At 49.3% G+C, this 24,123-nt stretch carries 24 protein-coding genes and 2 tRNA genes; 6 read left to right on the top strand and 20 right to left on the bottom strand.

Annotation, left to right across the window (positions count from 1 at the left end):
• A partial coding sequence (locus Q7V48_11735; protein MDO9211396.1) for a molybdopterin-dependent oxidoreductase occupies positions 1-212 on the bottom strand: 212 nt, incomplete at its 3' end.
• Positions 213-231: 19 nt separating this feature from the next.
• Complete coding sequence (locus Q7V48_11730; protein ID MDO9211395.1) at positions 232-1,887, bottom strand: IS1634 family transposase; 1,656 nt, start codon at positions 1,885-1,887, stop codon at positions 232-234.
• 177 nt (positions 1,888-2,064) lie between these two features.
• Between Q7V48_11730 and Q7V48_11725 the strand changes: the two genes are divergently transcribed.
• Both Q7V48_11725 and Q7V48_11720 read left to right on the top strand, forming a co-directional pair.
• Positions 2,065-2,484, top strand: a complete 420-nt coding sequence (locus tag Q7V48_11725) for a ribonucleotide reductase N-terminal alpha domain-containing protein (GenBank protein MDO9211394.1) — start codon at positions 2,065-2,067, stop codon at positions 2,482-2,484.
• On the top strand, positions 2,457-2,729 hold the full coding sequence (locus Q7V48_11720; protein ID MDO9211393.1) for a hypothetical protein: 273 nt from the start codon (positions 2,457-2,459) through the stop codon (positions 2,727-2,729). The genes Q7V48_11725 and Q7V48_11720 overlap by 28 nt, the downstream gene beginning before the upstream one ends.
• A 102-nt stretch (positions 2,730-2,831) precedes the next feature.
• Here the strand turns inward: Q7V48_11720 and Q7V48_11715 are convergent, their stop codons facing one another.
• The 9 genes from Q7V48_11715 to Q7V48_11675 form a co-directional block, all read right to left on the bottom strand.
• On the bottom strand, positions 2,832-3,158 hold the full coding sequence (locus Q7V48_11715) for a hypothetical protein (protein MDO9211392.1): 327 nt from the start codon (positions 3,156-3,158) through the stop codon (positions 2,832-2,834).
• A 390-nt stretch (positions 3,159-3,548) separates the two neighbouring features.
• Positions 3,549-4,664 (bottom strand): alanine dehydrogenase, encoded by a 1,116-nt coding sequence (gene ald / locus Q7V48_11710; GenBank protein ID MDO9211391.1) that lies wholly within the window; start codon positions 4,662-4,664, stop codon positions 3,549-3,551.
• A gap of 314 nt (positions 4,665-4,978) precedes the next feature.
• Complete coding sequence (locus Q7V48_11705) at positions 4,979-6,580, bottom strand: FAD-dependent oxidoreductase (GenBank protein ID MDO9211390.1); 1,602 nt, start codon at positions 6,578-6,580, stop codon at positions 4,979-4,981.
• 9 nt (positions 6,581-6,589) lie between these two features.
• Entirely contained in the window at positions 6,590-8,248 is a 1,659-nt protein-coding gene (locus Q7V48_11700; protein ID MDO9211389.1) for an FAD-binding protein, read from the bottom strand.
• 367 nt (positions 8,249-8,615) lie between these two features.
• A complete protein-coding gene (locus Q7V48_11695) occupies positions 8,616-9,260 on the bottom strand; it encodes a hypothetical protein (GenBank protein MDO9211388.1) in 645 nt (214 codons plus the stop codon).
• 74 nt (positions 9,261-9,334) lie between these two features.
• On the bottom strand, positions 9,335-9,916 hold the full coding sequence (locus Q7V48_11690) for an HD domain-containing protein (GenBank protein ID MDO9211387.1): 582 nt from the start codon (positions 9,914-9,916) through the stop codon (positions 9,335-9,337).
• A gap of 150 nt (positions 9,917-10,066) precedes the next feature.
• Positions 10,067-10,843 carry an SDR family NAD(P)-dependent oxidoreductase gene (locus Q7V48_11685; GenBank protein ID MDO9211386.1) on the bottom strand — a complete coding sequence of 259 codons (777 nt, stop codon included), beginning with the start codon at positions 10,841-10,843 and terminating at the stop codon, positions 10,067-10,069.
• 19 nt (positions 10,844-10,862) lie between these two features.
• Positions 10,863-11,156, bottom strand: a complete 294-nt coding sequence (locus tag Q7V48_11680; GenBank protein ID MDO9211385.1) for a hypothetical protein — start codon at positions 11,154-11,156, stop codon at positions 10,863-10,865.
• On the bottom strand, positions 11,153-11,473 hold the full coding sequence (locus tag Q7V48_11675; GenBank protein ID MDO9211384.1) for a hypothetical protein: 321 nt from the start codon (positions 11,471-11,473) through the stop codon (positions 11,153-11,155). Before Q7V48_11675 ends, Q7V48_11680 begins: the two co-directional genes overlap by 4 nt.
• Before the next feature lie 592 nt (positions 11,474-12,065).
• Here Q7V48_11675 and Q7V48_11670 point away from each other — a divergent pair.
• A complete protein-coding gene (locus Q7V48_11670; protein MDO9211383.1) occupies positions 12,066-12,974 on the top strand; it encodes a PD-(D/E)XK nuclease family protein in 909 nt (302 codons plus the stop codon).
• 62 nt (positions 12,975-13,036) lie between these two features.
• On the opposite strand, the gene Q7V48_11665 is transcribed toward Q7V48_11670, so the two are convergent.
• Positions 13,037-13,124, bottom strand: a tRNA-Leu gene (locus tag Q7V48_11665).
• A gap of 137 nt (positions 13,125-13,261) precedes the next feature.
• On the opposite strand from Q7V48_11665, the gene Q7V48_11660 reads away from it, so the two are divergent.
• A tRNA-Ala gene (locus tag Q7V48_11660) sits at positions 13,262-13,337 on the top strand.
• A gap of 311 nt (positions 13,338-13,648) precedes the next feature.
• On the opposite strand, the gene Q7V48_11655 is transcribed toward Q7V48_11660, so the two are convergent.
• Together Q7V48_11655 and Q7V48_11650 are read right to left on the bottom strand one after the other, a co-directional pair.
• Positions 13,649-14,827, bottom strand: coding sequence for a CaiB/BaiF CoA-transferase family protein (locus Q7V48_11655; GenBank protein MDO9211382.1), 1,179 nt, complete (start codon positions 14,825-14,827; stop codon positions 13,649-13,651).
• A gap of 91 nt (positions 14,828-14,918) precedes the next feature.
• Complete coding sequence (locus Q7V48_11650; protein ID MDO9211381.1) at positions 14,919-15,959, bottom strand: aldo/keto reductase; 1,041 nt, start codon at positions 15,957-15,959, stop codon at positions 14,919-14,921.
• A gap of 322 nt (positions 15,960-16,281) precedes the next feature.
• On the opposite strand from Q7V48_11650, the gene Q7V48_11645 reads away from it, so the two are divergent.
• A complete protein-coding gene (locus Q7V48_11645; GenBank protein ID MDO9211380.1) occupies positions 16,282-17,568 on the top strand; it encodes an MFS transporter in 1,287 nt (428 codons plus the stop codon).
• Between the two features lie 210 nt (positions 17,569-17,778).
• On the opposite strand, the gene Q7V48_11640 is transcribed toward Q7V48_11645, so the two are convergent.
• The 4 genes from Q7V48_11640 to Q7V48_11625 all read right to left on the bottom strand — a co-directional run bounded on the left by Q7V48_11640 (position 17,779) and on the right by Q7V48_11625 (position 20,258).
• On the bottom strand, positions 17,779-18,225 hold the full coding sequence (locus Q7V48_11640) for a VOC family protein (GenBank protein MDO9211379.1): 447 nt from the start codon (positions 18,223-18,225) through the stop codon (positions 17,779-17,781).
• A 264-nt stretch (positions 18,226-18,489) separates the two neighbouring features.
• Entirely contained in the window at positions 18,490-18,726 is a 237-nt protein-coding gene (locus tag Q7V48_11635; GenBank protein MDO9211378.1) for a hypothetical protein, read from the bottom strand.
• 76 nt (positions 18,727-18,802) lie between these two features.
• Positions 18,803-19,498: a YggS family pyridoxal phosphate-dependent enzyme gene (locus tag Q7V48_11630; GenBank protein ID MDO9211377.1), complete on the bottom strand. Its 696-nt coding sequence runs from the start codon at positions 19,496-19,498 to the stop codon at positions 18,803-18,805.
• Positions 19,499-19,598: 100 nt separating this feature from the next.
• Entirely contained in the window at positions 19,599-20,258 is a 660-nt protein-coding gene (locus Q7V48_11625) for a Maf family protein (GenBank protein MDO9211376.1), read from the bottom strand.
• Between the two features lie 303 nt (positions 20,259-20,561).
• Here Q7V48_11625 and Q7V48_11620 point away from each other — a divergent pair, with 303 nt between their 5' ends.
• Positions 20,562-20,963 (top strand): secondary thiamine-phosphate synthase enzyme YjbQ, encoded by a 402-nt coding sequence (locus tag Q7V48_11620; protein MDO9211375.1) that lies wholly within the window; start codon positions 20,562-20,564, stop codon positions 20,961-20,963.
• A gap of 5 nt (positions 20,964-20,968) precedes the next feature.
• Here the strand turns inward: Q7V48_11620 and Q7V48_11615 are convergent, their stop codons facing one another.
• Positions 20,969-22,945: an ATP-dependent helicase gene (locus Q7V48_11615; protein ID MDO9211374.1), complete on the bottom strand. Its 1,977-nt coding sequence runs from the start codon at positions 22,943-22,945 to the stop codon at positions 20,969-20,971.
• A 39-nt stretch (positions 22,946-22,984) separates the two neighbouring features.
• The gene (locus tag Q7V48_11610; protein ID MDO9211373.1) at positions 22,985-23,848 is read right to left on the bottom strand and encodes a DUF2268 domain-containing putative Zn-dependent protease; all 864 of its coding nucleotides are present in this window, start codon (positions 23,846-23,848) and stop codon (positions 22,985-22,987) included.
• Between the last annotated feature and the right edge of the window lie 275 nt (positions 23,849-24,123).

Below are 24,123 nucleotides of genomic sequence, written 5' to 3'. Positions count from 1 at the left end.
GGGAGAATTCTCGTTTTTAATTCCTCAAACCCCTGAACGAAAGTTGACAAAAATTCTTGATCGACGAGGTTCTCGCGAAGTAACAGGTGCATCAATCCCAGAGCCAGAGCTCCGTCGCTTCCGGGACGGACCAGAAAGGTCCGATCGGCAAGGGCAGAGGTTCGGGTCGCGTACGTTTCAACGGATGTTCCATATTTAAGCGAATAGACCATGGGAACTAACCATCTGAATTCAATGGTTTTTGCGACGTGACGGGAGTTTTTTTCTACTGACTACAGTTGCCCCTAAATAAGGAAGAACACGAGGCAACCGCACGGCGGCAGCTTGAAGTAATTTAGCCGATGTTTGACGAGGCGTGGGAATACGATGGCAAGACCCCTGGCCTTTAAGAATCATCTCCATAGAGCATACCATGGATAATTCTTTCAACCCTTCCTTTACCGTCAAATCAAAATCTACCCACGCTTCTTGCAAGTAATGGGTAATCAAATAAGCCAACATCACCACCAAGGCATGACCACGAGTACTTTTCTCAAGTTGCACATACCAGGGCCTCATCTCCAGCAGGCCTGTCTTGCAGGTACGAAAAGCCCGCTCCACTTCAGCCAGATCCTTGTAACGATCATGGATCATTTGCTTATCTATCTCTTTGGGTAAATCACTTTTGATCACATAACACCCGTCCAACCTCCCCTCTTCGACTAACGCTTCTTCATCCTCTTTCAACTCTAACTTACTCCCGTCCGTTTCAACTCTCAGCCAACGATCGATCTTTAAACGTTCGATCTTCTCTTGCACCTCTTGAAGGGCCAGGGTGACGTGAGCGCGTGGATGTTCAGATAAATAGACGTTCTTCTTTTGACATAAAGCTTCGACCCTTTTTTTCTTCTCTTCCCGACTCCCAACAATCTCCTCTACCCTCCTTGGATTTCGCCTTAAGATATAACGCACCCCATCCTGCAACACCTCACAAACTTCCTTGTCAAACAATTCCATCTGAAAAATGCCCGTCCTCAACAGTTTCTCAATCTGTGGCTTCGTGATCGCCGTAATGTAGTGAAACCCGACCTCGTTCAACTTTCTGATCTGGGCACTTTTGATCATGCCTCGATCTCCTACCCAGGTCACTCGCTCACAACCAAACTGCTCCCCTGCTTTCTTCACCTGGCTCCCAAACGTCTCATAATCCTGAGTATTCCCTGTGAAAACTTCCACCGATACGGGTTCTCCCCCCTCATCACAAAGTAGCCCCACCACCACCTGTTTCTTCCCCGATTTCTTGTCCCGACTATATCCCCAACAGGCCAACGCATTCTGCTGCCCCTCAAAATAACTACTGGTCACATCATATAAAAATAACTCTGGCTTTTTACCTCCCCGTCTCGCTCTGAATAACCGCTTCTCAATGGCCTCCTGATGCTCTGATAACCACCCCAGGTTCTGATAAAGATCCTCCTCATCAAACCCCTCTCTCATCCCCAAAATATCACACGCCGCATGGACTTGTGCCAAACGGACGGCTGAAAGCCGAGACCCTTGATCGATCACCCGGGCTATCACTTGCCACAAACCTAACTTCCCTTCACGCCCCTCCCCCAAGGCCTCCTCGATCCTTAACCGTCTCGCAACCTCATACACCAACCACACGGCTCCAATACTCATCCCTTGCTCAAGTTCCACTGCGTCAATGGATTGCAACACCTTGAGATCATCCTTATGCTCCAGGGCCAAACGCATGGCTGCCACTTCTTTGGGATTAGAATGGGTGAGGTTGGCTATCGTGCGGTTTTTGACCTTTCCATGTTCACGATAGGATTCACGAAGGAGAACACATCGGTGGGAAATTTTCCCCTTTTGGGTCTTTGTGAGGACTTCCGTGATATACATGACTTCATTTCTATCATAGTATAATCATTATGTCAAGTATTTTATTCAACAAAAAACAATTAATCCATTATATACATGACTACATTTTTGAGAATAAAAATAGAAATTCCCCTTATTTATCAGATAGCTCCACAAAATTAAGCCTGGAACATCCGATATAAAGGCCAAACCCTCCACGTGGAAGCCATTCAGGATGCGGTGGAAACGGTTTTAATGGAGGAAGGGTATAGCCGGATCGCCAAAAGTTATATCCTTTACCGGGAAAGACGAAGCGACATTCGCATGGCCAAGTCGGCTTTGGGGATCAAAGATGATTTAAAGCTTCCAGTGAACACGACGGAAGTTTTAAAGAAACGATACCTTTTAAGGAATGATCAGCAAAATATCATCGAAACTCCCAGCAAGCTTTTCCGGAGAGTTGCTGCTCATGTGGCTCTGGCTGAGAAAGAATTCAAGTCTTCCTTTTCCGTTCCAGAGGCAGAAGAAAAGTTCTACCAGATGATGCGCAACTTGGAATTTATGCCCAATTCCCCTACTTTAAGGAAGTGGTTTCCTTTGCGGGAAAACTCATGCGCTTTATTCATCAGGAATCCGTAAACGCTTCTGTTGCCAAGACGATTAACTTACCCAGCGCAGCGACGGTGGAGGATGTCCGCAAGATCTATTTACTGGCCTATAAATTGAAATGTAAGGGGATCACAATCTATCGCTATGGAAGTAAAGAAGACCAGGTGCTTTCTTTAGGAAACCAGGAAAAAGACCAGCCTGCCTTCCCCAATGATTTGATTTTCGTTGGCTCCGATTATTCCGGGGGATGTGCCTCTAATACCTGTCTTTTTTGATCGAAACCGTTAAAGACAGGAACCTCTCCGTTTAAAGAAACCCGTAAGTGACCTCCTCGATTACGAAACCAGCCCCTTCCTTGAAGGGCACGGAGCTGATGTCTATCGGGCGATTCGCTGGGCTGGTGTCCTTGATTTAAATTTCCGGGGACTGTTGCGGTGTTCCGCGGCATCTTTTACCACTGGCCTGGCAATAGCCAATTTCTTTCCAATGGGACAATTGCGGCAGAGGGAAAGACCCTTTTTATAGGCATAATTAAAGACATCCCCTTTCATAAGGTCATCAAAATCCTCCCTTTGCCCTATCTCATAACGTTTGGAACAGGACTGCTTTGAAATCATCAATTGCCCGGGTTGGTAGGGACAACAGATCATTTCCTGCCGATTTTCTGCCAGCCATTTTTTAACTCCCCGCTCCTTGTAGCTCATACCACCCTCCTTCTGAGAAGGAACTTACCCCTTCGCTTTTCCCTGATGCCGGCTTGTCCATTACCTTTTCCACCGGATTGGGGATGAGCTGCCTGTCTTCAATTTGTTTTTTAAGTTTTTTCCGCTGGTACAAATAAATTTAATAGGACGCAGATTTACGCAGATAACCGCAGATAATTATTTTCTTTTTAGTTTATCCTGATAATCTGTGTACATCCGTGTCCAAAAAGAAATTTCCTATACAATCAAGCTATTAATGAATCATAAGTAATCAATTGCAGGAGATAAATGGGGTGAATACGGTATTTTATCCATCGCCAGGCTGTATTTTAGGCCGGCGGGTTGGTTACAGAAGGGCGAAATAAAGTACTCGTTGGAAGAGGTCCATAATCAGATGATTTTATCTAACGAGCAATCCTCTAACCCATGGGCTTGAGCGACGGCGCAATAGGTAATCTTTCCCTCCAGTACATTGACTCCTTTGGCTAACGCCGGATCCTCGCGGACAGCCTTCTGCCAACCTTTATTGGCCAATGCTTCCACGTAACTCAAGGTGGCGTTGGTAAGAGCAACCGTCGCCGTACGCGGAACGGCTCCAGGAATGTTCGCTACGGCGTAATGCACCACTCCATATTTCAGGTAGGTCGGGTTATCGTGGGTAGTTGGATGATCAATTGTTTCCACACATCCGCCCTGATCGATGGCTACATCGACGATCACGCTTCCTGGCATCATGGCCCGCACCATTTCTTCCGTAACCAAGTGGGGAGCTAAGGCACCAGGAATCAGGACCGCTCCGATCAATAAATCGGCTTGCGTCGTCGCTTCCGCTATATTGTAACGGTTGGATGCCAGAGACTCGATCCGGCCGAAAAACAAATCATCGAGATATCGCAATCGATCCAGGTTTTTATCAATTACCGTAACCCGGGCCCCCAGGCCAATGGCTCTTTTTAGGGCATTGGTTCCCACCACTCCTCCCCCCATAATGACCACTGATCCGGGGTGTACACCAGCCACACCTCCCAGCAGTACTCCCCTGCCTTTTTGGGGTTTTTCTAAAAAAGTCATTCCAACCTGAACAGACATGCGCCCGGCGATTTCACTCATCGGAGTTAAAAGAGGCAAGCTGCCGTTCGGCAACTCCACGGTCTCATAGGCAATGGCCACAACTTTCTTTTCCATGAGGGCCAAGGTCAAGCTTTTTTCAGCCGCCAGGTGCAAAAAGGTGAAAAGAACCAAACCGGGCCGAAAAAATTTGTATTCGCCCGGCAGAGGCTCTTTCACTTTGACGATCATCTCGGCTTGATTCCATACGGCTTCAGCTGAATCAGCGATCTTGGCGCCGGCTGCCTGGTAGATCGCATTGAAAAAACCGCTGCCCTGACCCGCTTGATCCTCGATGATTACACTGTGGCCAGCCCGGACCAGGGCGTCTACCCCGGCGGGGGTAAGGGCCACTCGGTATTCCTGAGTCTTAATTTCCCGCGGTACGCCGATGATCATGTTTTCTCCTCCCTATTGCAGCTTCACCAGTGATCAATAGTGACCGGTCATCCCCACCCCAACCTGGAACCAATTGATTATCTCCCTGTGACGATTCCGAATTTGTTCCACCGCTCAGAGTGTAACAAGCCAGGAGTAGGGAGTCAACAGGCGACTTCATGCCTGACGCCGGGATCTCGTCTTATCGAAAATCGGGTAGAAATTTCTCCATCCTAACCTCCTTGCACTTTTAAATTTAGAGATAAAAAGAATTTTCTTGCCTTCCTCCTATCCCACTTCATTTTTTATTCCCCATTTCACCTTTTCCCTCTTCTCTACCTCAGGAGGTAGGGAATCTCCACGTAAAGGGCTTTTTCCGGACATTCGATCTCGCAGGGCAGGCAGAACCAGCAGGTGCGCAGCCCGAACGGTACGCCGCAATTCAAACAGCGCTCCGCTTCCGCAATCGCCGCTTCTTGGGAATATCCTTTGGCCACTTCCTGAAATCCCTTCCTTTGAGATCCCGGCAGGGTTGGCATGGCTACCCGCGACCGAGTTTGGGCCCGGGAAAGGTCGGGTTCAAACTGCAACTCATAAGGGGTTACATTTCCCCGGCCATAATGTAAATCCTCGCCTTGCAGGAGGCGCTGAATGGATATAGCTGCCTCTTTCCCGTGAGCCATGGCTTCTACAATGGTTTTGGGGCCCTGGATAAAGTCACCCGCTGAGAACACTTTAGAATTCGGCGTTTGCAAGGTAATGGGATGGCAGCGCATGCCCGATGGCCCATGCCAGGAAGGTTCTACCAACTCCAACTCGGTCTTCTGTCCGATGGCCAGAATGACCGTATCGGCAGGTAAATCCATGGTGGTCTTTTCGTCGTAGCTGGGACAAAAAATTCCCCGAGAGTCACACATGGCCACGCATTTTTTGAAGCTGACGCCGGCTACTTTTTCCCCCTCCAGCCGAAACCTCTGCGGGCCCCACCCATTCTGAATATTGACCCCCTCTTCTTCCGCTTCGGCAATACTCCAGGAAAAAGCTGGTATCTCCTCCATTTTCTCCAGGCTCACTAAATGTACTTTTTTTGCTCCCAGACGTAAAGCCGTCTGGGCGGTATCTACCGCAGCATTGCCCCCTCCAATAACCACAACCCTGGCACCCAACTGGGGAGGTTTCTTCTGCCGCACCTTCTTCATGAATTGCAAAACCGGAAGAATTCCCTGGGCGTCCTCTCCGGGAATTTCCAGGCGGGTTTGACCATAGGCTCCAAGGGCCAGAAGAACGGCGTCATACTCTTGCTCTACTTTTTCCAGTTCCAGGTCTTGACCCAAAGTTCGGTTCCCTACGAATTCCACGCCCATGCCCTCAAGGAAAGTAAGCTCTCTATCTAAAACTTTCTGAGGAAGGCGGAATTCCGGTATGGCCCAGCGCATCAAACCCCCGGGGGCAGATTCTTTATCGTACAGGGTTACCCGGAAACCCCACGCCCGGAGGTAGAAAGCTGCGGTCAGGCCAGCGGGACCCGATCCTACGATGGCTACTTTTTGAGACCGTTCCGAAGAGATTGGCGGGGTCCGGGGCTCCCCGTCCTGGTCCGAGAGATACCGCTTTAAATCACGGATGGCCACAGGCTGTTGATCCACTTTGATCCGGTTACATACCGCTTCACAGGGCCTCGAGCAGATCCTGCCCAGGATTCCTGCAAAAGGAACCGTTTCCCGAACCCTTTCCAGACCTTTCTCCATCTCCCTCTTCGCCAGGTGATGAATGTATCCCTGACAGTTCATTCCGATCGGGCAAGCCTGGCGGCAAGGAGAAAGTTGCAGGCGCAGATTGTCTAATACACAAACTTCTACACACCGCCCACAGGCCGTGCATTTATCACGATCAATACGGATATTGTCATTCAAGCTGGTGAGTATATTGATATCCATCTTTCCCCCCTATTGTATCTTGGCCACAGGCCGATGGTAGATACGGATTTCTTCCGGGGCTTCGCCCTTCTTCAGCATGATGTGTTTCTGCCAGTTTTCATCGTCCTTTTGGGGAAAGTCGGACCGGTAATGCCAGAAGCCCCAGCGGCTCTCCTTGCGCTCCAGGGAAGCAGTGGCCGAAAGTTTGGCGCAGAGGATGATATTCTCCACTTCCAAAACCTTGAAGAGATCATGGATGTGTCGAATGTGGACCTTTTCCCGGATCTCTTGCTGGAAGCGGTTCATCCACCAGAGCGCCTGGTTCAATTTGTAGGCGTTTTTCGGAGGGGTCACGTAATCCCCAATCAACCGACGCACCTTATACTCAAATTCTTCGATGGAAACTCCACCGTCTTTTTGTTCGCTCCGTTTCCGCAAGTCCTTTTTCAGGTCTCCCAAGCCATGAGGGTCACTTTTTTTCACCGGCGGATGTTTGCGCGCCTGCTCGGTCGCCTCTTCAGCGGCGATCTCGCCGTAAACAAACGCTCCGCTCAGATGGCCCCGGGCGACGAGGGAAACATCTCCCGCGGCGTATAACCCGGGCAATGTTGTGGCGGCCTTTTCGTTCACAAAAATTCCCGTCATGCCGTGGCCTCCGCAAAGATAAAATTCGGTGGGCCAGAGTTCGATGTCGCCGGTGCGGAAATTGACGCCCCGCCCTTCGAAGAAGCGTTGCTGAACCGGCCGTTCCGTTGTAAAGAGGATGTCCTCGATCTCCCGGATCTTCTCCTCAGATAGGTGCTTCATGCGAATCCTCAGAGGCCCCACATCCTTCCGGTGTTCGGTAAACATTGACTTGATGGAGGGATGGCTGTCTTCCAGGTGAACATCCATGGCGGTGAGAAGATGCGCCCCGCGGGTCAAGGTGATGTAAAGGAGCGGCGCATTGATATCCTTGATGATGTAGTAATTCAGAGTGTATTCAAAACCCGTGACTTCCGCCCCGGCTCGAAAGGCCATGGCGTATCCATCCCCCGTGTTGCCTGGGAAATCGTAGACCCCATAAAGGTAACCGTTGTTGGGTAACCCGAAACGCGCTGTTCCTCCTGAAGAAAGGATCACCGATCCAGCATGGCAAACGACCAATTCGCCCGTGTGGATATTGATGCCAATGGCCCCAACGACCCGCCCCTCCTCGACCATCAATTGTAACCCCATCAGCCGGTTGAAGACTTGGCAGCCCAATCCGATTAAGCGCTTGGCCAGGATGGTCTTCAGCTCCGGTTCCTTCATGGACAAGCAGAATTTGCCTTTAGGATGGACCTGGAGGAGCTCATAATTTCCCTCCGCATCCCTGGGGAAAAAAACCCCCCAACTTTCTAATTTTTTCATCATCGAGTAGCTGCGTTCGGCCATGCGGTAATTGACCGGTTCATCCATGATGCCTTCACAGGCGATCCCGTTGGACTCGACGTAAAGCTCAGGTGTGGTCTTGCCCGGGACGGCTACAATGTTCAGGGCATCCATTCCCCGGGCAATGCAGCCGCTATAAAGAATATGCCCTTTTTCGAAGATTACGACTTTCTGTGTGGGGTCAACTTCTTTGGCCCGGATCGCAGCCATCGCCCCCGCGCTCCCCCCACCAATAACCAGAACGTCCGCATGCACATGGGACTCTATGAATTCCATAAAAACCTCCCGGGGTTGGTTTTAAAATTTCTTTCCTCTCTTTTTCACTTCGCCAAAGGTAAAGCGTGGACACAAAGAATATTTCTTAGCGTTTGCCAACAGAAAAAATTATTAGTTCATTCCTTAGTATCGGTGGGGGCATTTTATTACTCTTACGATAGAATATATTTGAAGTCAAATTTTTATCTGGAGAACGGAATCCCACGACGGTCCTTTCAGGTGAAACCAGGTAAGGATTGCTCCTTGACTCTACCCTGCTGAAATCCTGGATCGAAGAAAAAAACGCCGCATTACAAGTACGCCCTAAGTCCAGATCTCCTGACCGCCACCAACGGATATTCCCAAGAGGGAACATCTTTTATTGGCTTTATAGCGAGGAAGAAAAGGGGATCCCATGTTTCGCCAGGATCTTTTCCGCTGCTAAAACCCCGCGATACTGGGCCTCTTCAAAAATCGAAAATCCGCTTAAATCGGAATGGGCAAAATGAATGTTGCCCTGCGGCAAGGCAGCCTGCCGGCGGGCATTTCCCCAGATAAATCCAACCCGGGGCTGAACCATGGCGTGCCCCCAGCAAAACAGGTCCATGCGGGTGATTAAGTTCCTGATTTCAGGGTGCGGTCTGGAAAGATCCCAAAGAATGAAATCAGCCCAGTCCTGCCAGGGCGTGCGCAGTAGGCGGGTCCTTTCCTGAGCCGGAGGGGCTTCTACCATCGCATAATAATAGGTTAAGACCGTTTCCCGCACGTGCATCGCTAGGCTTTGGTGGGTGGCGAGCACATAACCCAAAGACGGGCTGTCATAAATGACATTATCCCAGGCCAGGGGAGCCCCGGACCGTGCCGGGGGAAGGGCTTTCAGACTCAGGTTAGCGACCAGCCAGGGACTGTATTGGAAGGCATCAAGATCTCGACTTGGAGTCTGGCTTTCTCCCACGATCATCCGCCGGGTAAATATCCGGGGGCAGGCGCAGATCACTTCCTGCGCCCGGATGCGGGTAAAAACATCTTCCACGGGTTAGAGGCAACCACCAGAACTTCTTTTCCGGCATTCTTTGCAGGGTGCTGGAAAACTGCCAAAGTGAGGTTTTAGGTTTGATTTCCTTTTAAGCCTATGGCTTCCGCCACCCCTTGCATTCCTTTGATCGTATCTTCTATCAGTTCCTCTACGCCAACTCCCAATCTCTCAGCACCCTTTTCGATGACCGCCCTATCCACGCCGGCGGCGAATCTCTTGTCTTTCCATTTATTCTTTACCGACTTCACGGTTACATCCAAAACGCTCTTGGAAGGTCGAACCAAAGCGGTCGTCACCACGAGTCCCGTGAGCTCATCAATGGCATACAGAACTTTTTCCAGGTCCGTTTGGGGCACCTCGTCTGAGCATATCCCCCATCCATGAGAAACGGCGGCCCGAATATATTCCTCTGGCCAATGGTGTTCGGCGAGAATTTCTCTCGTTTTCCTGCAGTGCTGATCGGGAAACTTTTCATAATCGAGATCATGAATAAGGCCGATTATGCCCCACTTTTCTTCATCCTCACCCCGCTTTTTGGCTATAAAGCGCATCACTCCTTCGACGGCGTAAGCGTGTTTGCGCAAGCTATCGCTCTCGTTATACTGGTGCAAGATGGCCAAGGCCTCTTCGCGGGTGGGTACCTTTGGTTCCATTATTTCACTCCTTCTTTTTTTTCCTACTATTACTTATTTCCCAATCACGGTCAAGTCCCCTACAATGCTTGCCCCCTAACCCCTTTAGGAGACTGGCCACGGGTCAGATGTTGCGTGTCTTGTCTTACCCCTTACCCCTCACGGTTCACTTCATACCATCAAAAACCCGCCATCAATATTGAAGGCCTGTCCCGTGATGACGGACGCTTCGCGGCTGGCGAGATACACGACGAGCGGCGCAATTTCGTGGGGTTCGAGACGGCGGCCAATCGGCGTCAAGCTCGCCTCGAATTCCGCGACGGATATGCCAAGACGCTTCGCCTCATACTCCACGCGCAAATTGTTCATGCGTGTGCGCACCGGCCCAGGACAAATGGCGTTGACGGTGATGCCCTGCTGCGCCGTCTCAATCGCCAACGTACGCATCAGCCCCAAGAGTCCGTGCTTGCTCGCCGCATAGGCCGCGCCGTGCAGCAAACCAATCTTGCTGTTGACTGACGCGGTCATGATGATGCGTCCATACCTGCGCTCGATCATCGAGGGTAACGCTTTCTTCGAGAAGAGGTACGGCACAGTGAGGTTGACGTAGAGTAACGTCTCCCAGAAGGCGTCGTCGTAATCTACCACGGATTTGGGGTTGGCGCTGCTGCCCATGCCCGCGTTGTTCATGAGGATGTCAATATGTCCAAACGCTTGCGTCGCTTGCGCCCACACTTGCTCGACGGCCCCGTTTTGCGTGAGATCGGCGACGATACTTTCGCATCGCACGCCCAGCCCGCTAAACTCTTTTTGCAGCGTCTCCAACTCCTGTGCCGAGCGTCCCGTGATAGCAACCTGCGCGCCTTCCGCTGCCAAAGCGCGGGCGATGGCTTCCCCGATGCCACGGCTTGCCCCGGTGATGAGTGCGGTTTGGCCTTTGAGTTTCATACTTTTCCTCCCCATTCTTTTACCGATCATTGCCGGCAGCAGCTTTTTCTTGGTCGATTTTTTCGTGCAGCCACATGGACATGAGCTGGGTGCAAGAAAGTCCTTTTCGGCGGGCGATGCGCTTCGCCATGGAAAGATCAAACGGGTCCATACGGAGGGAGACCGGCTGCCGGGTGGGGCGGTAGGCTTTGAAAATTACTGATTGTTCAAGAACCTGGGCAGTTTCTCCCGGTTTTTCTTGGGCTATGGAGGTATCCCAGGAGCGGGCTTCTTTTTGCAGTCTCTTTCGTATTTTTTCTGGCAGTTTGTTCATTTTTTAAGCCTCCTAAAATAAGCTCGCTGGGTTGAAGGCGTCATGGGAAAGGCAGTCACGCATCGCCAAACCCCAAATTCAGGATAAGGAGCAATGATAGCTTCCACACCCAAGCCGGATGCATCAGTACCCCAAAGTCTGTATCGATATTCACTCATCCGGCCTATTTTCTTTTTGCTTCTAAGCGCGAGGGTCGGGTAAGGACCCTCGCTATAATATACTTCTTCTACCTGCTCCGGCCTAAGCCCATGTTGCGCGATGTGTTCTATATTATAATCATCCCAATCAGGTTCAAGGTCCGGATCTGGCGTGATCATAATACCATCGTAATGTAATTTTTTGCATACGTCAAGAGAGGGAGTCAGAGCGGCCTAAGTAATTTGATCGAGGGATTGAATATCCAGGTGGAGGAAAACGATGGCAAAAGTCAGGTGCGCGATATGCAACAAGGAAACGGACTCCGGGAACTTAGGCGTAAAATATTGTCCCAAATGCGGCCTTTGGTTTTGCTACGAACATGCCGGACCCAGTAGAACGCAGTGCCCAAAATGCCGATCGTATTCTTTGAAATGAAAACCAAATCTCGTTAGACAATAGGATAGGAGAGGATACTTTTAGATGTCTTTGCTAATAGAAGAGTATCAGAGATCCAATATTAAAACGAGTGGCACACTTCTTTTCTAAATAACAATTTTGATGATTTTGAGCAACGTCCCGGTTTCACGGTTTCACGGTTTCATATTTTTAGAAATTGGGTGGAAATCAAGTTCGCGAATTTTTTCGGAAACAGAGTAATTGCCTAAAAAAATTTTCCAGCTTAATAAGTGGACTTGATATTTTTTTTCATAGGTGTAAAATGATTAACAAAATAGACCTGCTTGCGGCTTCAGTGAACAGGTTGCCACTCCGATGACCAATCTCAAGAACGAGTTCTCCTGGTCCAAAACCAGGGATGAAACCTTCAAAACCTGCCCCAGACAGTACTGGTTTGCTTACTACGGCTTTTGGAATGGCTGGCTTAAGGATGCTCCAGAAAGAACCCGTCAAATTTACATCCTGAAGAACCTTAAAAACCGCCAAACCTGGGCGGGAGAGAAAATCCATCATTGCATCCAAAGAAGCATTAACAATATTCGAAGGGGAATCAAAGTCCTCCCTGTGGAGGAGATTATCTCCATTACCCTCAACCGGATGAGGGCTGAATTTCGGTCTTCAAGAGCGAAAAATTATTGGAAAAAACCAAAGACCTGTGCCCTCTTTGAGCATGAATACGGAGTAGAGGTCACCGATCAGCAGTGGAAAGAAATGGCCCAAAATGTCGAAACTTGCCTCAGAAACTTCTATGCTTCGGATATCTATATTGGCTTAAAATCCCATGGCAAAGACGGGTGGCTTGAAGTGGAGGAATTCTCTTCTTTTCATTTGGATAATATTAATATTAATTTAGCTATTGACTGTGCCGTACAGGAAGGGAATTCCACTATCATCTACGACTGGAAAACAGGGAAGGCCTCCTCAGAAGACTTATCCATCCAGCTTGCCTGTTATGCTTTTTATGCCATGGAAAAATGGAATTTCCCTCCAGACTCTCTACAGGTTGTCGAGTATAATCTCCCTTCCAATAAGGCCAACTCGTTTTCGGTGACCATGGCGGAAGTTGAAGGAATAAAGGGGTACATTCGGGGAAGTGTAAAGGATATGCAGTCCCTTTTAAAAGATCCCGAGAACAATATCCCATTGCCTGAGGAGCAATTCAGCAAAGTGGAGAATGAACGGGTAAGTCTCAGATGTAATTTTAGGAAAGTCTGCAGAATTTAGAGAGGTGATCCATTTCTTAGAATTAAATGCCAGGGGGCGGAAAGTGTAGAAACTTCAAAAGTTGGTGCCGGCGGTCGGAATTGAACCGACACGTCCGCAAGGGACACGGGATTTTGAGTCCCGCGCGTCTACCAGTTCCACCACGCCGGCACATCAGGCCAAGATTAAAAAGAACGGGGAAATTAAAAGAATTATAATGGGCGGCAGAAGGCCTGTCAAGAAAAAATAAAAATTGTTGACAGGGGTCTTAACCTTATGATATTTTGGCTTTAGTCTGCTCAATTTGTGGGGCTGTGGCGCAGCTGGGAGCGCGCATGAATGGCATTCATGAGGTCAGGGGTTCGATCCCCCTCAGCTCCACCAAATAAAAATGGGGTTACGTCAACTTGATGTAACCCCATTTTTTCCGTATAGCCGCTACCAAAGGTTAAGGCGGCTCCATATTGGTGCTGCTCGATCAAGGGCCGGGCCTCCTGAAACCAAGGTTCATACTGTTCGCGGAACCATTTCTGCGTCCAGCTCGTATCGGCTTTGGTAGCTAACGTTGCCATAAAAAAACCTCCTCCCAAAATTTATCTGCCGCTTTTTCCCAGCCCCTTCATCACGGGAAAGAGCAGGTTCTTTCCCACCCGCAAACCTGCTGGTGTAACAGTGGAGGGCAAGTAAAAGCTTCATTAAAAGACAAGAACCCCTTCTTTTTTCAATTGTTCGATTTCTTCCTCAGAAATATTGATGGATTTCAAAAGCTCACGGGTTCCTTCTCCTACTGCGGGGGGATTGATGCGTAGGCCAAAATCATAAGCGCCCAATCGAACGGGGATGCGGGGAAGCTTGGTCCGACCTCCGCCGGGAAGTAAAATTTCTACAAGGCTTCCACCTTCGTTCAGTTGCGGGTCTTGAAAGAGGTCTTCCGGTCTGGCAATCGGGGCAAAAGGAATCCCCGCCTTCTCGCACAGCTGGATGATTTCCTCCTTGGTTTTTTCTTGAAAAATTTTCCTCAGTTCAGGAATCAACCAGGATCGCTGCTCAACCCGGGTGTTGTTGGATTGAAGCCGCTCATCCGCTTCTAAATCAAGATGGCCGAAGGTCTGGCAAAAACTCTTCCACTGTTTGTCACTGGTAATGCCGATGAAAATATCTTCACCTCCCTTGGTTTTGAATATATCGTAGATGGCCCAAGAACTCAGCCGTTTGGGCATCGGAGAAACCGGCTTTCCAGAAATGGCGGAATAGGCCCTAAACTGGCCCATCAGGAAAGCGGTTGATTCATACAGAGAAGCAAGGACAAACTGACCTTTTCCTGTTGTCTGCCGTTCGTAGAGGGCTACGAGGATGCCGATGACCCCGTAACTCCCTCCCATAATATCCACCACCGAAGCTCCCGCCCGAAGGGGCTGCCCGGGAGGTCCGGTCATATAGGCTAGACCGCCCATCATCTGAACCACTTCGTCCAAGGCCGGCCGGTTCTCGTAAGGCCCTTTCATGAAACCTTTCAGGGAACAATAGATCAATCGTGGATTTAACTTGGACAATTCTTCATAGCCCAAGCCCAACCGATCTACGGTTCCCGGCCCGAAGTTTTCAATAAAAACATCCGAATGGAGCACGAGTTTTTTCAGAATTTCAAGCCCTTGGGGGGCTTTCAAATCAAGCACAATGCTTTTTTTGTTACGGTTGTAGAAGGGGAAAAATCCCTGCCCATAACCCAGGAGCCGGCGGGTATCGTCTCCCCGAGGAGCCCTTTCAATTTTGATCACTTCTGCCCCCATATCGGCCAACACCAGGCCGCAGGTCGGTCCCATGACCGTATGACCCAACTCCAGAACACGGATTCCACCGAGAGGGAGTTTCATGAAGCAACCTCGCTTTCCTTGCTTTCTATTTTTCCGATTCCATTCCGAGGCCCAAAGCAGCAATATAAACCCACGCGATCCCTGGAAAACCTTAGCCTGGCAGAGAACCAGAGGACTTCAGTTGTTCATCCACCCACTGCAGATTTTCCTCAATCAGGTTCGGTATGGGAAGTTGATAGGGACAACGATCCTTACACACCTCACAAGCGGTGCAGTTTCTGGCTTTATCGATGGCTTCCCGATGCCGGCCTTTCTGCAAAATCCCTTCCCCCATCCGTTTGACCATGGAGCGGATGCCCAGTACCGCCTGAATGGGAATCTCTTCTGAACAGGGTTGACAGTAATCGCACCGCCGGCAAAAGACCTTTTCATAGCGCTGGCGTATTTCTTCAATCTCCTTTTTCTCCTCCTCCGTCAACGGTTGGCCAGCTTGAAAGACTTTCCAGTTTTCTTCGAAGAGGTCTTTGTGCTCCACCCCGGCAATCACCAAAATCCCAGAGTGGGACAAGGCATATTTCAAGGCCAATCGGGCATTTTCGATAACCCCCCCGGAAAAGGGCTTCATGGCGATCACCCCCACATTTTTCCCCAGGGCCTTGGGGATGATCTTTTCCCGGGCCAGAGGCTCAAGAAAGCTGAAGCAAACCATGATAGTATCGAAAAGTCCATCATCGAGAGAACGATCCAGTACATCCAGACTGTGGCTGGTAATCCCGATATTGCCGATCAAACCTTCTTCTTTTGCTTTCTTCAGACTTTCCAGAGCGCCTCCTGGAGAAATCACTTTTTGGTAATCCACCTCATCCTTCACAAAGTGACATTGGTAAAGGTCCATATAGTCCCTCTGGAGTTCCTTCAGACTTATCTCCAAATCGGCACGAGCGCCTTCCGCTGTTTTACTATGGGACTTGGAGGCCAAGGTAACTTTCTTATCCGTTTGCTTCAGGGCCAGGCCAATTCGCCGCTCACTGGTGGTGTAGGCTCGGGAAGTATCGATAAAATCAACCCCCAGATGGATGGCATGTAAAACCGTCTCTACCGCCTGGGTTTCGCTTGCCCGCTGAAGGGGAATTCCTCCGAATCCAAGTCGATACACCTCAAGTCCTGTTCTCCCAATCACCATTCTTTCCATGCTTTCCCCTAATCTTTTTTTGATTTATTACTTCTCCCTCGCTTTTAACCAACGATATGACATCGCCAGAATTTTAATATATGAGGTCAGAGCTTACATTGCAACATCTTTTCCATAGGCCCTCTCTCTTCCCCTTCTATTTGATAAACTATTCCCGCGAACTCCACTCGGGGGTTTCATGTTGTGGAGAAACTATGCCAACTAAATTTTCATATAACGAAACCAGATCTCATTCCTTTTGCCCTTCTGCCCCCTTTTTTCGTTGTCGGCCTCAAGAAGGTTGCATTCCTGATAGCAACCTTTTATTATTAGATTACCCGTTATGAAAAATAAAATCCCTTTTTCCAGACGGATCTCCCAGCAGGTTTTTTATGGATGGTGGATAGTTCTCCTCGGCTCTCTGATCCTGGCCGTAGGCGCAGGAATCCTTTCCCAAGCCTTTACGGTTTTTTTCCTGCCATTGAAGCGGGATCTGGCCGTAAGTAGTGCGGCCATCTCTCTCTTATACGGAGCTGCCCGCCTGGAAGGGGGTGCAGAAGGCCCCCTCGTTGGGTATTTGATCGACCGGTTTGGACCCCGGGTGGTGATTATTGTCGGGGCGACTTTGTCGGGAATTGGGCTCATTCTGCTTTCCCTGGTGCATAGCTTTTTCTCCTTTTTCTTTATCTATATTTTTATCATTTCTTTAGGGTTCAACGCCGGCTTTTTCCACCCTGTTTATGCCGTCGTAAACAGTTGGTTTATCCGCAACCGAGGGTTGGGGTTTTCCATCACCGGCGCCGCGACAAATATTGGCGGAATGGTTATGGCTCCTTTGCTTTCCTATTGGATCTTAAACTTTGGTTGGCGCACGGGGGCGGTCCTCGCCGGGCTGATCATTTTGATCGTGGTCCTCCCGGCCGCCATCCCCATCCACCGGACTCCTGAGGTTCTGGGGCTTTCGCCGGATGGTCGGTCTGCGCAAGGAAGCCCCCTAAACGCCTCCAACCCAATGCGAGATGGAGGCGCGGAATTAAACTTTACTGTTGGAGAAGCCTTGAGAACTTTAAATTACTGGTTATTATTTTTCAGCATCACCCTTCGGGTTCTTGTCACCGTCGCCTTAACGATTCATTTTGTCCCCATTCTGGTGTGGCAAGGAATGAGTGAAGCAGCGAGTGCCTATTTAATAAGTCTATTTGCCTTCTTCGCCATCATCACCACGCTGGTAAGCGGCTGGATAGGAGACCGATGGAACAAATCTCTTTTATGCAGCGTCGGTATCATTGCCACGGTCCTGGGAATGCTGGCCTTGATGCTAAGTCAATCACCGGCCGCTCTTTATGCCTTGCCCATCGGGCTGGCGATTACCATGGGAACCGTGCCCCAGAATTGGGCTTTGATTGGAGATTTTTTTGGACGCCGCAGCTATGCCATCTTGAGAGGGATCGTAGGAATCGGAACTGGCCTGGGAACTTTTTTATCCCCGATCTATGCCGGCTGGATCTTCGACCATAGCGGAAGTTATTATTATGTCCTTCTAACCTTCATCGTTATTCATATGGGGGCCTCATCGCTTTTTGCAATTCTTTACCACCGTTCCCCGCAGAAAGGTCTCCCGGATTTATGAATTGATTTTTTTCCAATCCTTCCCTTCCTCGAACATCTTGGGGTCAGTTCTTGCCAGGCTGTGGCTTTTTGAAACTTTTTAACCAATATTCCTTAATCAGTTATGATCAATATAGGAGGGCGTTAGGGGAAAAGCGGATAATTCCCGGAGGGAAGTTATAGACTGATGAGTGTAGGAAAAAAGATGTTTTCTTTTCCTATCCCCTTCAGCTTACGTTTTGACAACCGGGGCCTGGAGGAATTCCAGGGTGATGCCATCCGGGTCGGTGAAATACACAGCCATGGTACCCTTGTTAGGACCGGCGGGAACCTCAAGGGGTTTTGATTTGAATTGGACCCCTTTGGCCTTTAGGTCTGCATACAGGGCGGGTAAATTATCGACGTTGAAAGCCAAATGAGCGCTGCCGATATTATTCGTCCGACAATCAAGCTTTTCCCCGGACGGGCTGAGGTACTGGATCAATTCCAAGCGGTGCCCAGGAGCCTGTAGGTAGGCAATTTTTAAGTTCGCGCCTGGTATCCCGGTGACTTTTTCCGAGAAAGCCGGGTCCCTCCCGGTTAAGGAAATAAGCTCTAAACCCAGAAAATTACGGTAGAAGGATATAGATCGGTCCAGGTCGCTAACTGTAAAACTGGTATGGTTGACGTTGATGATCACGCTACACCTCCTTTACTTTAAATTGATTTCGATCTGCCTTGAATTAAAGATCATTCCATTCTTTCGATAGGAAAAATAGGCTTTTCCCCCAGGCGGGGATGGGGATAAACGGATTGAAATGAACCTTATAAAACTGCAGACGGAAAAGTTTTTTATTATTTCACTATTTCCGGGGGATGTTCCAAAAGTATAGTCGAATCTACCGGAGATTTTATATTCTAACTACCTCTTGGGGGCATTTGAAGGCGTTCCTGAGAACGTCTATTACTTCAGTTCTCGCAAGGCTTTATTGATCCGGCTCTCGAGGGCCATCTCCTGTTGATACTCTCCTTCTTCAAAATAATCTTCCATAAACCCTCTCTTTAACTCCAAGGATGAAGTCTTCCCTTCCTTGGTCAACGTTACCCGCCACAAACCCTTTTCCAGCTTCGCCTCCACTGTGATGGAAGGGCCCGCTTTTTCAGCCACGCCTTTGATTACCTGTTCTTTGCTGATCGGCATAATTTTCCCCGCTTATTTTTTTACTTGTACCCTAATTTATCATTGCTCTAAGAATCGGGCAAGAGGATTTATTTGCTCATGGGGATAACCGGGGGCCGAATATTGCTGTTCCCACCCGGACCAACGTAGCTCCCTCTTCAATGGCCACCTCAAAATCGTTCGACATCCCCATAGAAAGTTCGTTCACTACAATTCGGGGGATGTTCTCTTGCCTTAAGCGTTCCCCCAATTTTCTCAGCTTGATAAAATAAATTCGGGAATCTTCCGGATTTTCAAAGTAAGGGGGCATGGTCATAAGGCCTACGCCCGAAAGAGCCGGCATTTTGGACATTTCCTCAGCCATACGGAAAATCTCTTTTTCGGACGCTCCAAATTTGGTCGCTTCTCCACTCAGGCTGATTTGGAGTAAAACGGGTAGGACCTTCCCTTGCTGTTCCGCTGCCCGGTTCAGTTCATTAGCCAGGTTAAAGCTGTCTACGGAGTGGATCAAATCGAAGAGGCGAACAGCCATTTTGGCTTTGTTGGTTTGCAGGTGACCGATAAAATGCCAACCCACATTGTGCCCCACATTTTCGATTTTTTTCTTGGCCTCCTGTACGTAATTTTCCCCCAATATTTTCACTCCGGCCTGGATGGCCTGGAGCACGCGTTCCGTTGCTACGGTTTTGCTGACAGCCACCAGGCGGATTTCCTCGGGATTCCTCCCGGCGCGCCTGGCGGCCGCGTCCATTCGCTCCTCAACTCGCTTTAAATTTTCCGCAATATCCGACACTTTTCTTCCTTTTGGCCACAGAGATCACAGAGAACACAGAGATTTTTTCAGAAAGTCGAAAATCAAAGGTCGGAAAAAGTAGCCAAATTTTTTCACTTTATCACCCATTTGGTTTTTTACGTTTTTCGTTTTTAGCTATTAAGCATTGTTCCTCTGTGCCCTCTGTGGCAAAAAAATCACCCGCCCCTAATGCCCGTAAATCCTCGATGACTTCACAGAGTGGTAAACCCACTACATTGGTGTAAGAACCTCTGACTTCTTGCACCATAAAGGCGGCCTTTCCTTGAACCGCATAGCCTCCTGCCTTATCGAAAGGTTCACCGGTGCCCACGTACCAGTGAATCTCTTCTGCTGAGAGAGGTTTGAATTTCACCCAGGTGATTACTTTTCCTTCTTTTCTTTGCGGGGACGATGCGTTCAAGATACAATAACCGGTGAGCACGCGATGTTCGCGCTGACTGAGCAACCGGAGCATTTCTTCTGCTTCCGAACGATCTTTGGGCTTGCCCAAAATCTTCCCATCGATTTCCACCACCGTGTCCGCGGCCAACACCCAGCGACTCGGATTTTGCGCGGCAACATCTTCAGCCTTGGCTCGGGCCAGCCTCATGACATGCTCCTCCGGCGATTCTCCTGCGAAAAAACTTTCATCGGCTTGACTGGGAATCATCTTGAATTGGATGCCTAACAAGGCCAAGAGTTCTTGCCTACGGGGGGAAGCCGATGCTAAAATAATTACGTTATTGCCTTCTCTTTTCATCTTCGCGACACATTAAAATTGATAGTCTTATTTTAGCCACAGAGGGCACAGAGATCAGAGAGCTATAACCAAAATCTTTATAACAAAAGACAAAATGAAAAATCTTAATAAAAATTTCCAGAATTTGAAGGTTAGTAGTACAAAGGTTTAGAGAAAAGCTTTTATTCATAAATATGTTCGCTCTGTGTTCTCCGTGTGCTCTGTGGCAAATTTTGCTTTTTTACGAATTCATTAAAATTGGCCCAATGTTTAGCAGACGATTCATTATCCCAACATCATCTTTTTTCATCTATGGAGTGTTCTATGCCTTACCAGGAGCTAACCGTTCGCACTCATAGCCGGATCGAACTGGTGGACATCACAGCCCAGATTCAGAAATTCATCCGGGAGAATAAAGTGGAAAGTGGGCTTTTGGTCCTCTTTGTCCCCCACACAACAGCCGCCTTAACCATTAACGAGAATGCTGACCCCAGCGTTCAACAAGACATCCTTGCAGAACTCAACCGGCTTATCCCGCTTGCCGGTCCCTATCAGCATACGGAAGGGAATTCAGCCGCGCATATCAAATCTACCGTTATCGGCCCGTCCCAGACCCTTTTTATCGAGGGCGGGCGACTGGCCCTGGGAACCTGGCAGGGGCTGTTCTTCTGCGAATTCGATGGCCCGCGCACCCGGAAAGTTTGGGCCAAGATCATTCCGGAATAAAAATCTTACCACCGATCATCACCCTCCTCATCCGGGTTAAATCGTTCATACCCTACGCCGGAGAGCTCGGCAATAAATCGAGACGGCCGTTGAATCATTTCCCTTCTTCCCCGGTCAGGGGCAAACCGCGGATAGCAGAGGAAAAGCTCATCCCGGGCCCGAGTGATCGCCACATAAAAAAGTCTACGCTCCTCTTCCTCCCCCTCCCCGCCTGATTCCAACAGGCTCCGTACCGAGGGAAACCGCCCTTCGGCCAACCAGATGATAAAAACCACTGACCATTCTAATCCCTTCGCCTGATGCACAGAGCTGAGCTTTACTGTTCCATTTTCATCTCTTCCCCGAACGGGCGTGGATTCTCCCTCGAGGGAAGTAAGGAGAGCCAACTCGCTGAGAAAATCCTGACAGGAGGAATAGCGGTAAGCGAAAGCGGCAAGCTGTCGCAGGTCATCCATCCGGGACTCATAGTCAGGATATTTAGACTGGAGATAGGATTCATACCCTTCTTGCAGAACCCGGTCAATCATCCCCCCCGGGCCGGAGGTCTTTTCGAGATCACGAAGCATAGACAGGGTTCGGCTGAACAGGCGCCAATTCTCCCGAACCCGGCCGGGAATTTTCTGCAACACCTCTGGAGCATCCATAGACGTCTGTGGATTCAAAAAGCCGGAAAGAACCATCTGCCATATCTTATCGGCTGTGCTTTTGCCGATCTTAGGATAAAGCAGAAGAACCCTTTTCCAGGCCAGTTCGTCCAGGGGATTGCTGGTGATTTTCAAGTAGGAACTCACGTCTTTGATGTGGGCTTGTTCGAAAAATCGTAAACCTGACCGCACTTCATAAGGAATTCTTCGCCGGCTTAACTCCATCTGCAATTCCATGGAGTGATAATGGGCCCGGTAAAGAACAGCCATTTGCGCCAGGGGGACTCCCTGTTGGTTTATTTCCTCCAATTTTTGGGCCACGAAAGAAGCCTGTTCCATGATGTCTTGAACTGGAACCAGAATAGGCCTGGAGCCTGGCGGGCGGATGGTCTGCAACTCTTTCGGGAACTGGTAGCGATTATGGACGATGCTGGTATTGGCCAGATGTAAAATCTCAGGCGTGGATCGGTAATTCACCTCCAGTTTGTAGATCTTCGAACCTGGGTAACGCTCCGGAAAAGTGAGGATGTTGGCAAAGTTGGCACCCCGGAAAGAATAAATGGACTGAGAATCATCGCCCACTACCATGATGTTCCCATGCTGCCTGGCCAGAAGGTCCAGAACATCGGCCTGGAGGCGGTTGGTGTCTTGGTATTCATCGACTAAAAGGTGTTGAAATTGTTCATTATAACGCTTCCGCACTTCTGGATGTTCCCGGAGGAGGGTTTCCCAATAAAAAAGGAGGTCATCGAAATCCATGACATTTAGCTCTCGCTTCCGGTTCCGATAGCGCTCAACCACAGCCTGGATGTCATCCAAAAAGCCATGAAAATAGGGAACCCTTTCTAAAACAATCTCAGCGATTGGCTTGCGCGTATTCACCGCTAACCCCCAAAGGCTTCCAATAACTTCTCCTTTGGGAAATCGGGACTTTCTGGGATTGATCTTCAGGTCGGATAGGCAGGAATTCATCAATTTTTTGGCGTCATCCCGGTCAAGGATCGAATAGTTGGGCTGATACCCCACTAATGGGGCGTGCCGGCGGAGGATCCGGTTGCCGATATGATGGAAGGTTCCCCCCCATACTCTCCCGCCTGCCCCTCCAGCGGTTGGAACAAGAACTTCTACCCGGTGGAGCATTTCTCTGGCAGCTTTATTCGTGAACGTGAGTAACAAAATCCTTGAGGGATCTACACCCGACTCGATTAAATAAGCTACCCGGTAAGTCACGACTCGGGTTTTACCGCTACCCGCACCGGCGATGACTAATATGGGCCCCCCCGCAGCCTTGACCACGGCCAATTGCTGGGGATTCAGATCCCCATCGTAGTCCAGCAAAAAAGGACTTTTGGTTTGCGGCAAAAGCACTTTGTTTTCTTACCTCTTTTCTACCTGGGAAAGTTTAATCTTGCTTTCTTGGATAATTTTACGAAATAATTCTTCGAAACCAGGAAATTCTCGGCCAAAATCTTCCGCTCCGTGGTGGGTTAGGCAATGTCCCAGCATCTGCCGGGCCACAAAATACCCTGTGCGCGGTGGTAGGCCGGCATTGGCATCTCCAGGTCCGAAAAAGATCGGAACGAGTTTTTCCGAAGCCAAATCGGCTCCGGCCAACTCCAGCAGTACCTCCTGATTTTCCTGGCACCATTGCAGTCGCTCTGGCGTTAAGAACAGATGGCGGTGCAAGGGGATCTCCGGGTAAACAACTTCGCTAAAAAGAACGGAAAGTCCCTCGGCCACGATAAAAAAGAGGAGCGGGCGTTCTTGGGGTGGAAAAAAATTTCTGAGGAGAGAACGCTGGGCACAATGGCAATATTCATGGGAGACCAAGAGAGGAAGGTCTTTAAAGTCCTTAAAACGCTCCAACCCGAGAGCGATGGATGGCCAACCTTCCACTTCCAAGGTTGTGCCATCAGCGCTGAAGAAACCTACAAAGAGATACACCAAGGGCTCAGGATTCAGGAGCAGGGTACCCCGGCACCGGTTCAGGGCCGCCTCAGCCAAGACCGCCGGATCCTGGGATTGAACCAACGATCTAAGCTGGCCATAATCTTCTTCTTTGATCTTTCTGACCCTTGCGGCAATCTGCGGCGAGTCAAAATGGTTGAATGTCTTCCAATAGGCTTCAAAAAAATTTAGATGAGGTTGGATATAAAGCCGCTGATAGGCCAGCCAAGGATCTTCTTTTCCTATCTGGCCCAAAAATTCGAAAAAATTAAGATAGAGAGGTTTTACAGCCATCGATTTAAATGATCCAATAAATTAGCCACAGAGGACACAGAGATCACAGAGCTATAACCAAAAAATTAGAACAAAGAACAGCTTAGAACACGGGTGAAAGCAAATTGTAGGGGCAACCCTCCGTGGTTGCCCATTTTACGGGCGGCCACAGAGGGCCGCCCCTACGTTTTTTAACAAAATTTCGAGATTTTGCACGTTATACATAACGGCATAATTGTTGACAATAAATACAGAATATCCTATACTACCTCCAAGATAAAAAGTGCACTCTGTGA

The organism is Deltaproteobacteria bacterium (assembly GCA_030654105.1).
GTDB lineage: Bacteria > Desulfobacterota > SM23-61 > SM23-61 > SM23-61 > JAHJQK01.
This window is presented reverse-complemented; position numbering and strand designations above follow the sequence as displayed.

Coding starts and splice junctions, on each gene's coding strand:
- Q7V48_11715 (MDO9211392.1), bottom strand. CDS start 3,158: ATGAGCTACAAGGAGCGGGGAGTTAAAAAATGGCTGGCAGAAAATCGG.
- Q7V48_11730 (MDO9211395.1), bottom strand. CDS start 1,887: ATGTATATCACGGAAGTCCTCACAAAGACCCAAAAGGGGAAAATTTCC.
- Q7V48_11645 (MDO9211380.1), top strand. CDS start 16,282: ATGAAAAATAAAATCCCTTTTTCCAGACGGATCTCCCAGCAGGTTTTT.
- Q7V48_11610 (MDO9211373.1), bottom strand. CDS start 23,848: ATGGCTGTAAAACCTCTCTATCTTAATTTTTTCGAATTTTTGGGCCAG.
- Q7V48_11690 (MDO9211387.1), bottom strand. CDS start 9,916: ATGGAACCAAAGGTACCCACCCGCGAAGAGGCCTTGGCCATCTTGCAC.
- Q7V48_11655 (MDO9211382.1), bottom strand. CDS start 14,827: ATGAAACTCCCTCTCGGTGGAATCCGTGTTCTGGAGTTGGGTCATACG.
- Q7V48_11720 (MDO9211393.1), top strand. CDS start 2,457: ATGCGCTTTATTCATCAGGAATCCGTAAACGCTTCTGTTGCCAAGACG.
- Q7V48_11705 (MDO9211390.1), bottom strand. CDS start 6,580: ATGGATATCAATATACTCACCAGCTTGAATGACAATATCCGTATTGAT.
- Q7V48_11625 (MDO9211376.1), bottom strand. CDS start 20,258: ATGAAAAGAGAAGGCAATAACGTAATTATTTTAGCATCGGCTTCCCCC.
- Q7V48_11680 (MDO9211385.1), bottom strand. CDS start 11,156: ATGAACAAACTGCCAGAAAAAATACGAAAGAGACTGCAAAAAGAAGCC.
- Q7V48_11650 (MDO9211381.1), bottom strand. CDS start 15,959: ATGGAAAGAATGGTGATTGGGAGAACAGGACTTGAGGTGTATCGACTT.
- ald (MDO9211391.1), bottom strand. CDS start 4,664: ATGATCATCGGCGTACCGCGGGAAATTAAGACTCAGGAATACCGAGTG.
- Q7V48_11675 (MDO9211384.1), bottom strand. CDS start 11,473: ATGATCACGCCAGATCCGGACCTTGAACCTGATTGGGATGATTATAAT.
- Q7V48_11670 (MDO9211383.1), top strand. CDS start 12,066: ATGACCAATCTCAAGAACGAGTTCTCCTGGTCCAAAACCAGGGATGAA.
- Q7V48_11620 (MDO9211375.1), top strand. CDS start 20,562: ATGCCTTACCAGGAGCTAACCGTTCGCACTCATAGCCGGATCGAACTG.
- Q7V48_11635 (MDO9211378.1), bottom strand. CDS start 18,726: ATGCCGATCAGCAAAGAACAGGTAATCAAAGGCGTGGCTGAAAAAGCG.
- Q7V48_11685 (MDO9211386.1), bottom strand. CDS start 10,843: ATGAAACTCAAAGGCCAAACCGCACTCATCACCGGGGCAAGCCGTGGC.
- Q7V48_11700 (MDO9211389.1), bottom strand. CDS start 8,248: ATGGAATTCATAGAGTCCCATGTGCATGCGGACGTTCTGGTTATTGGT.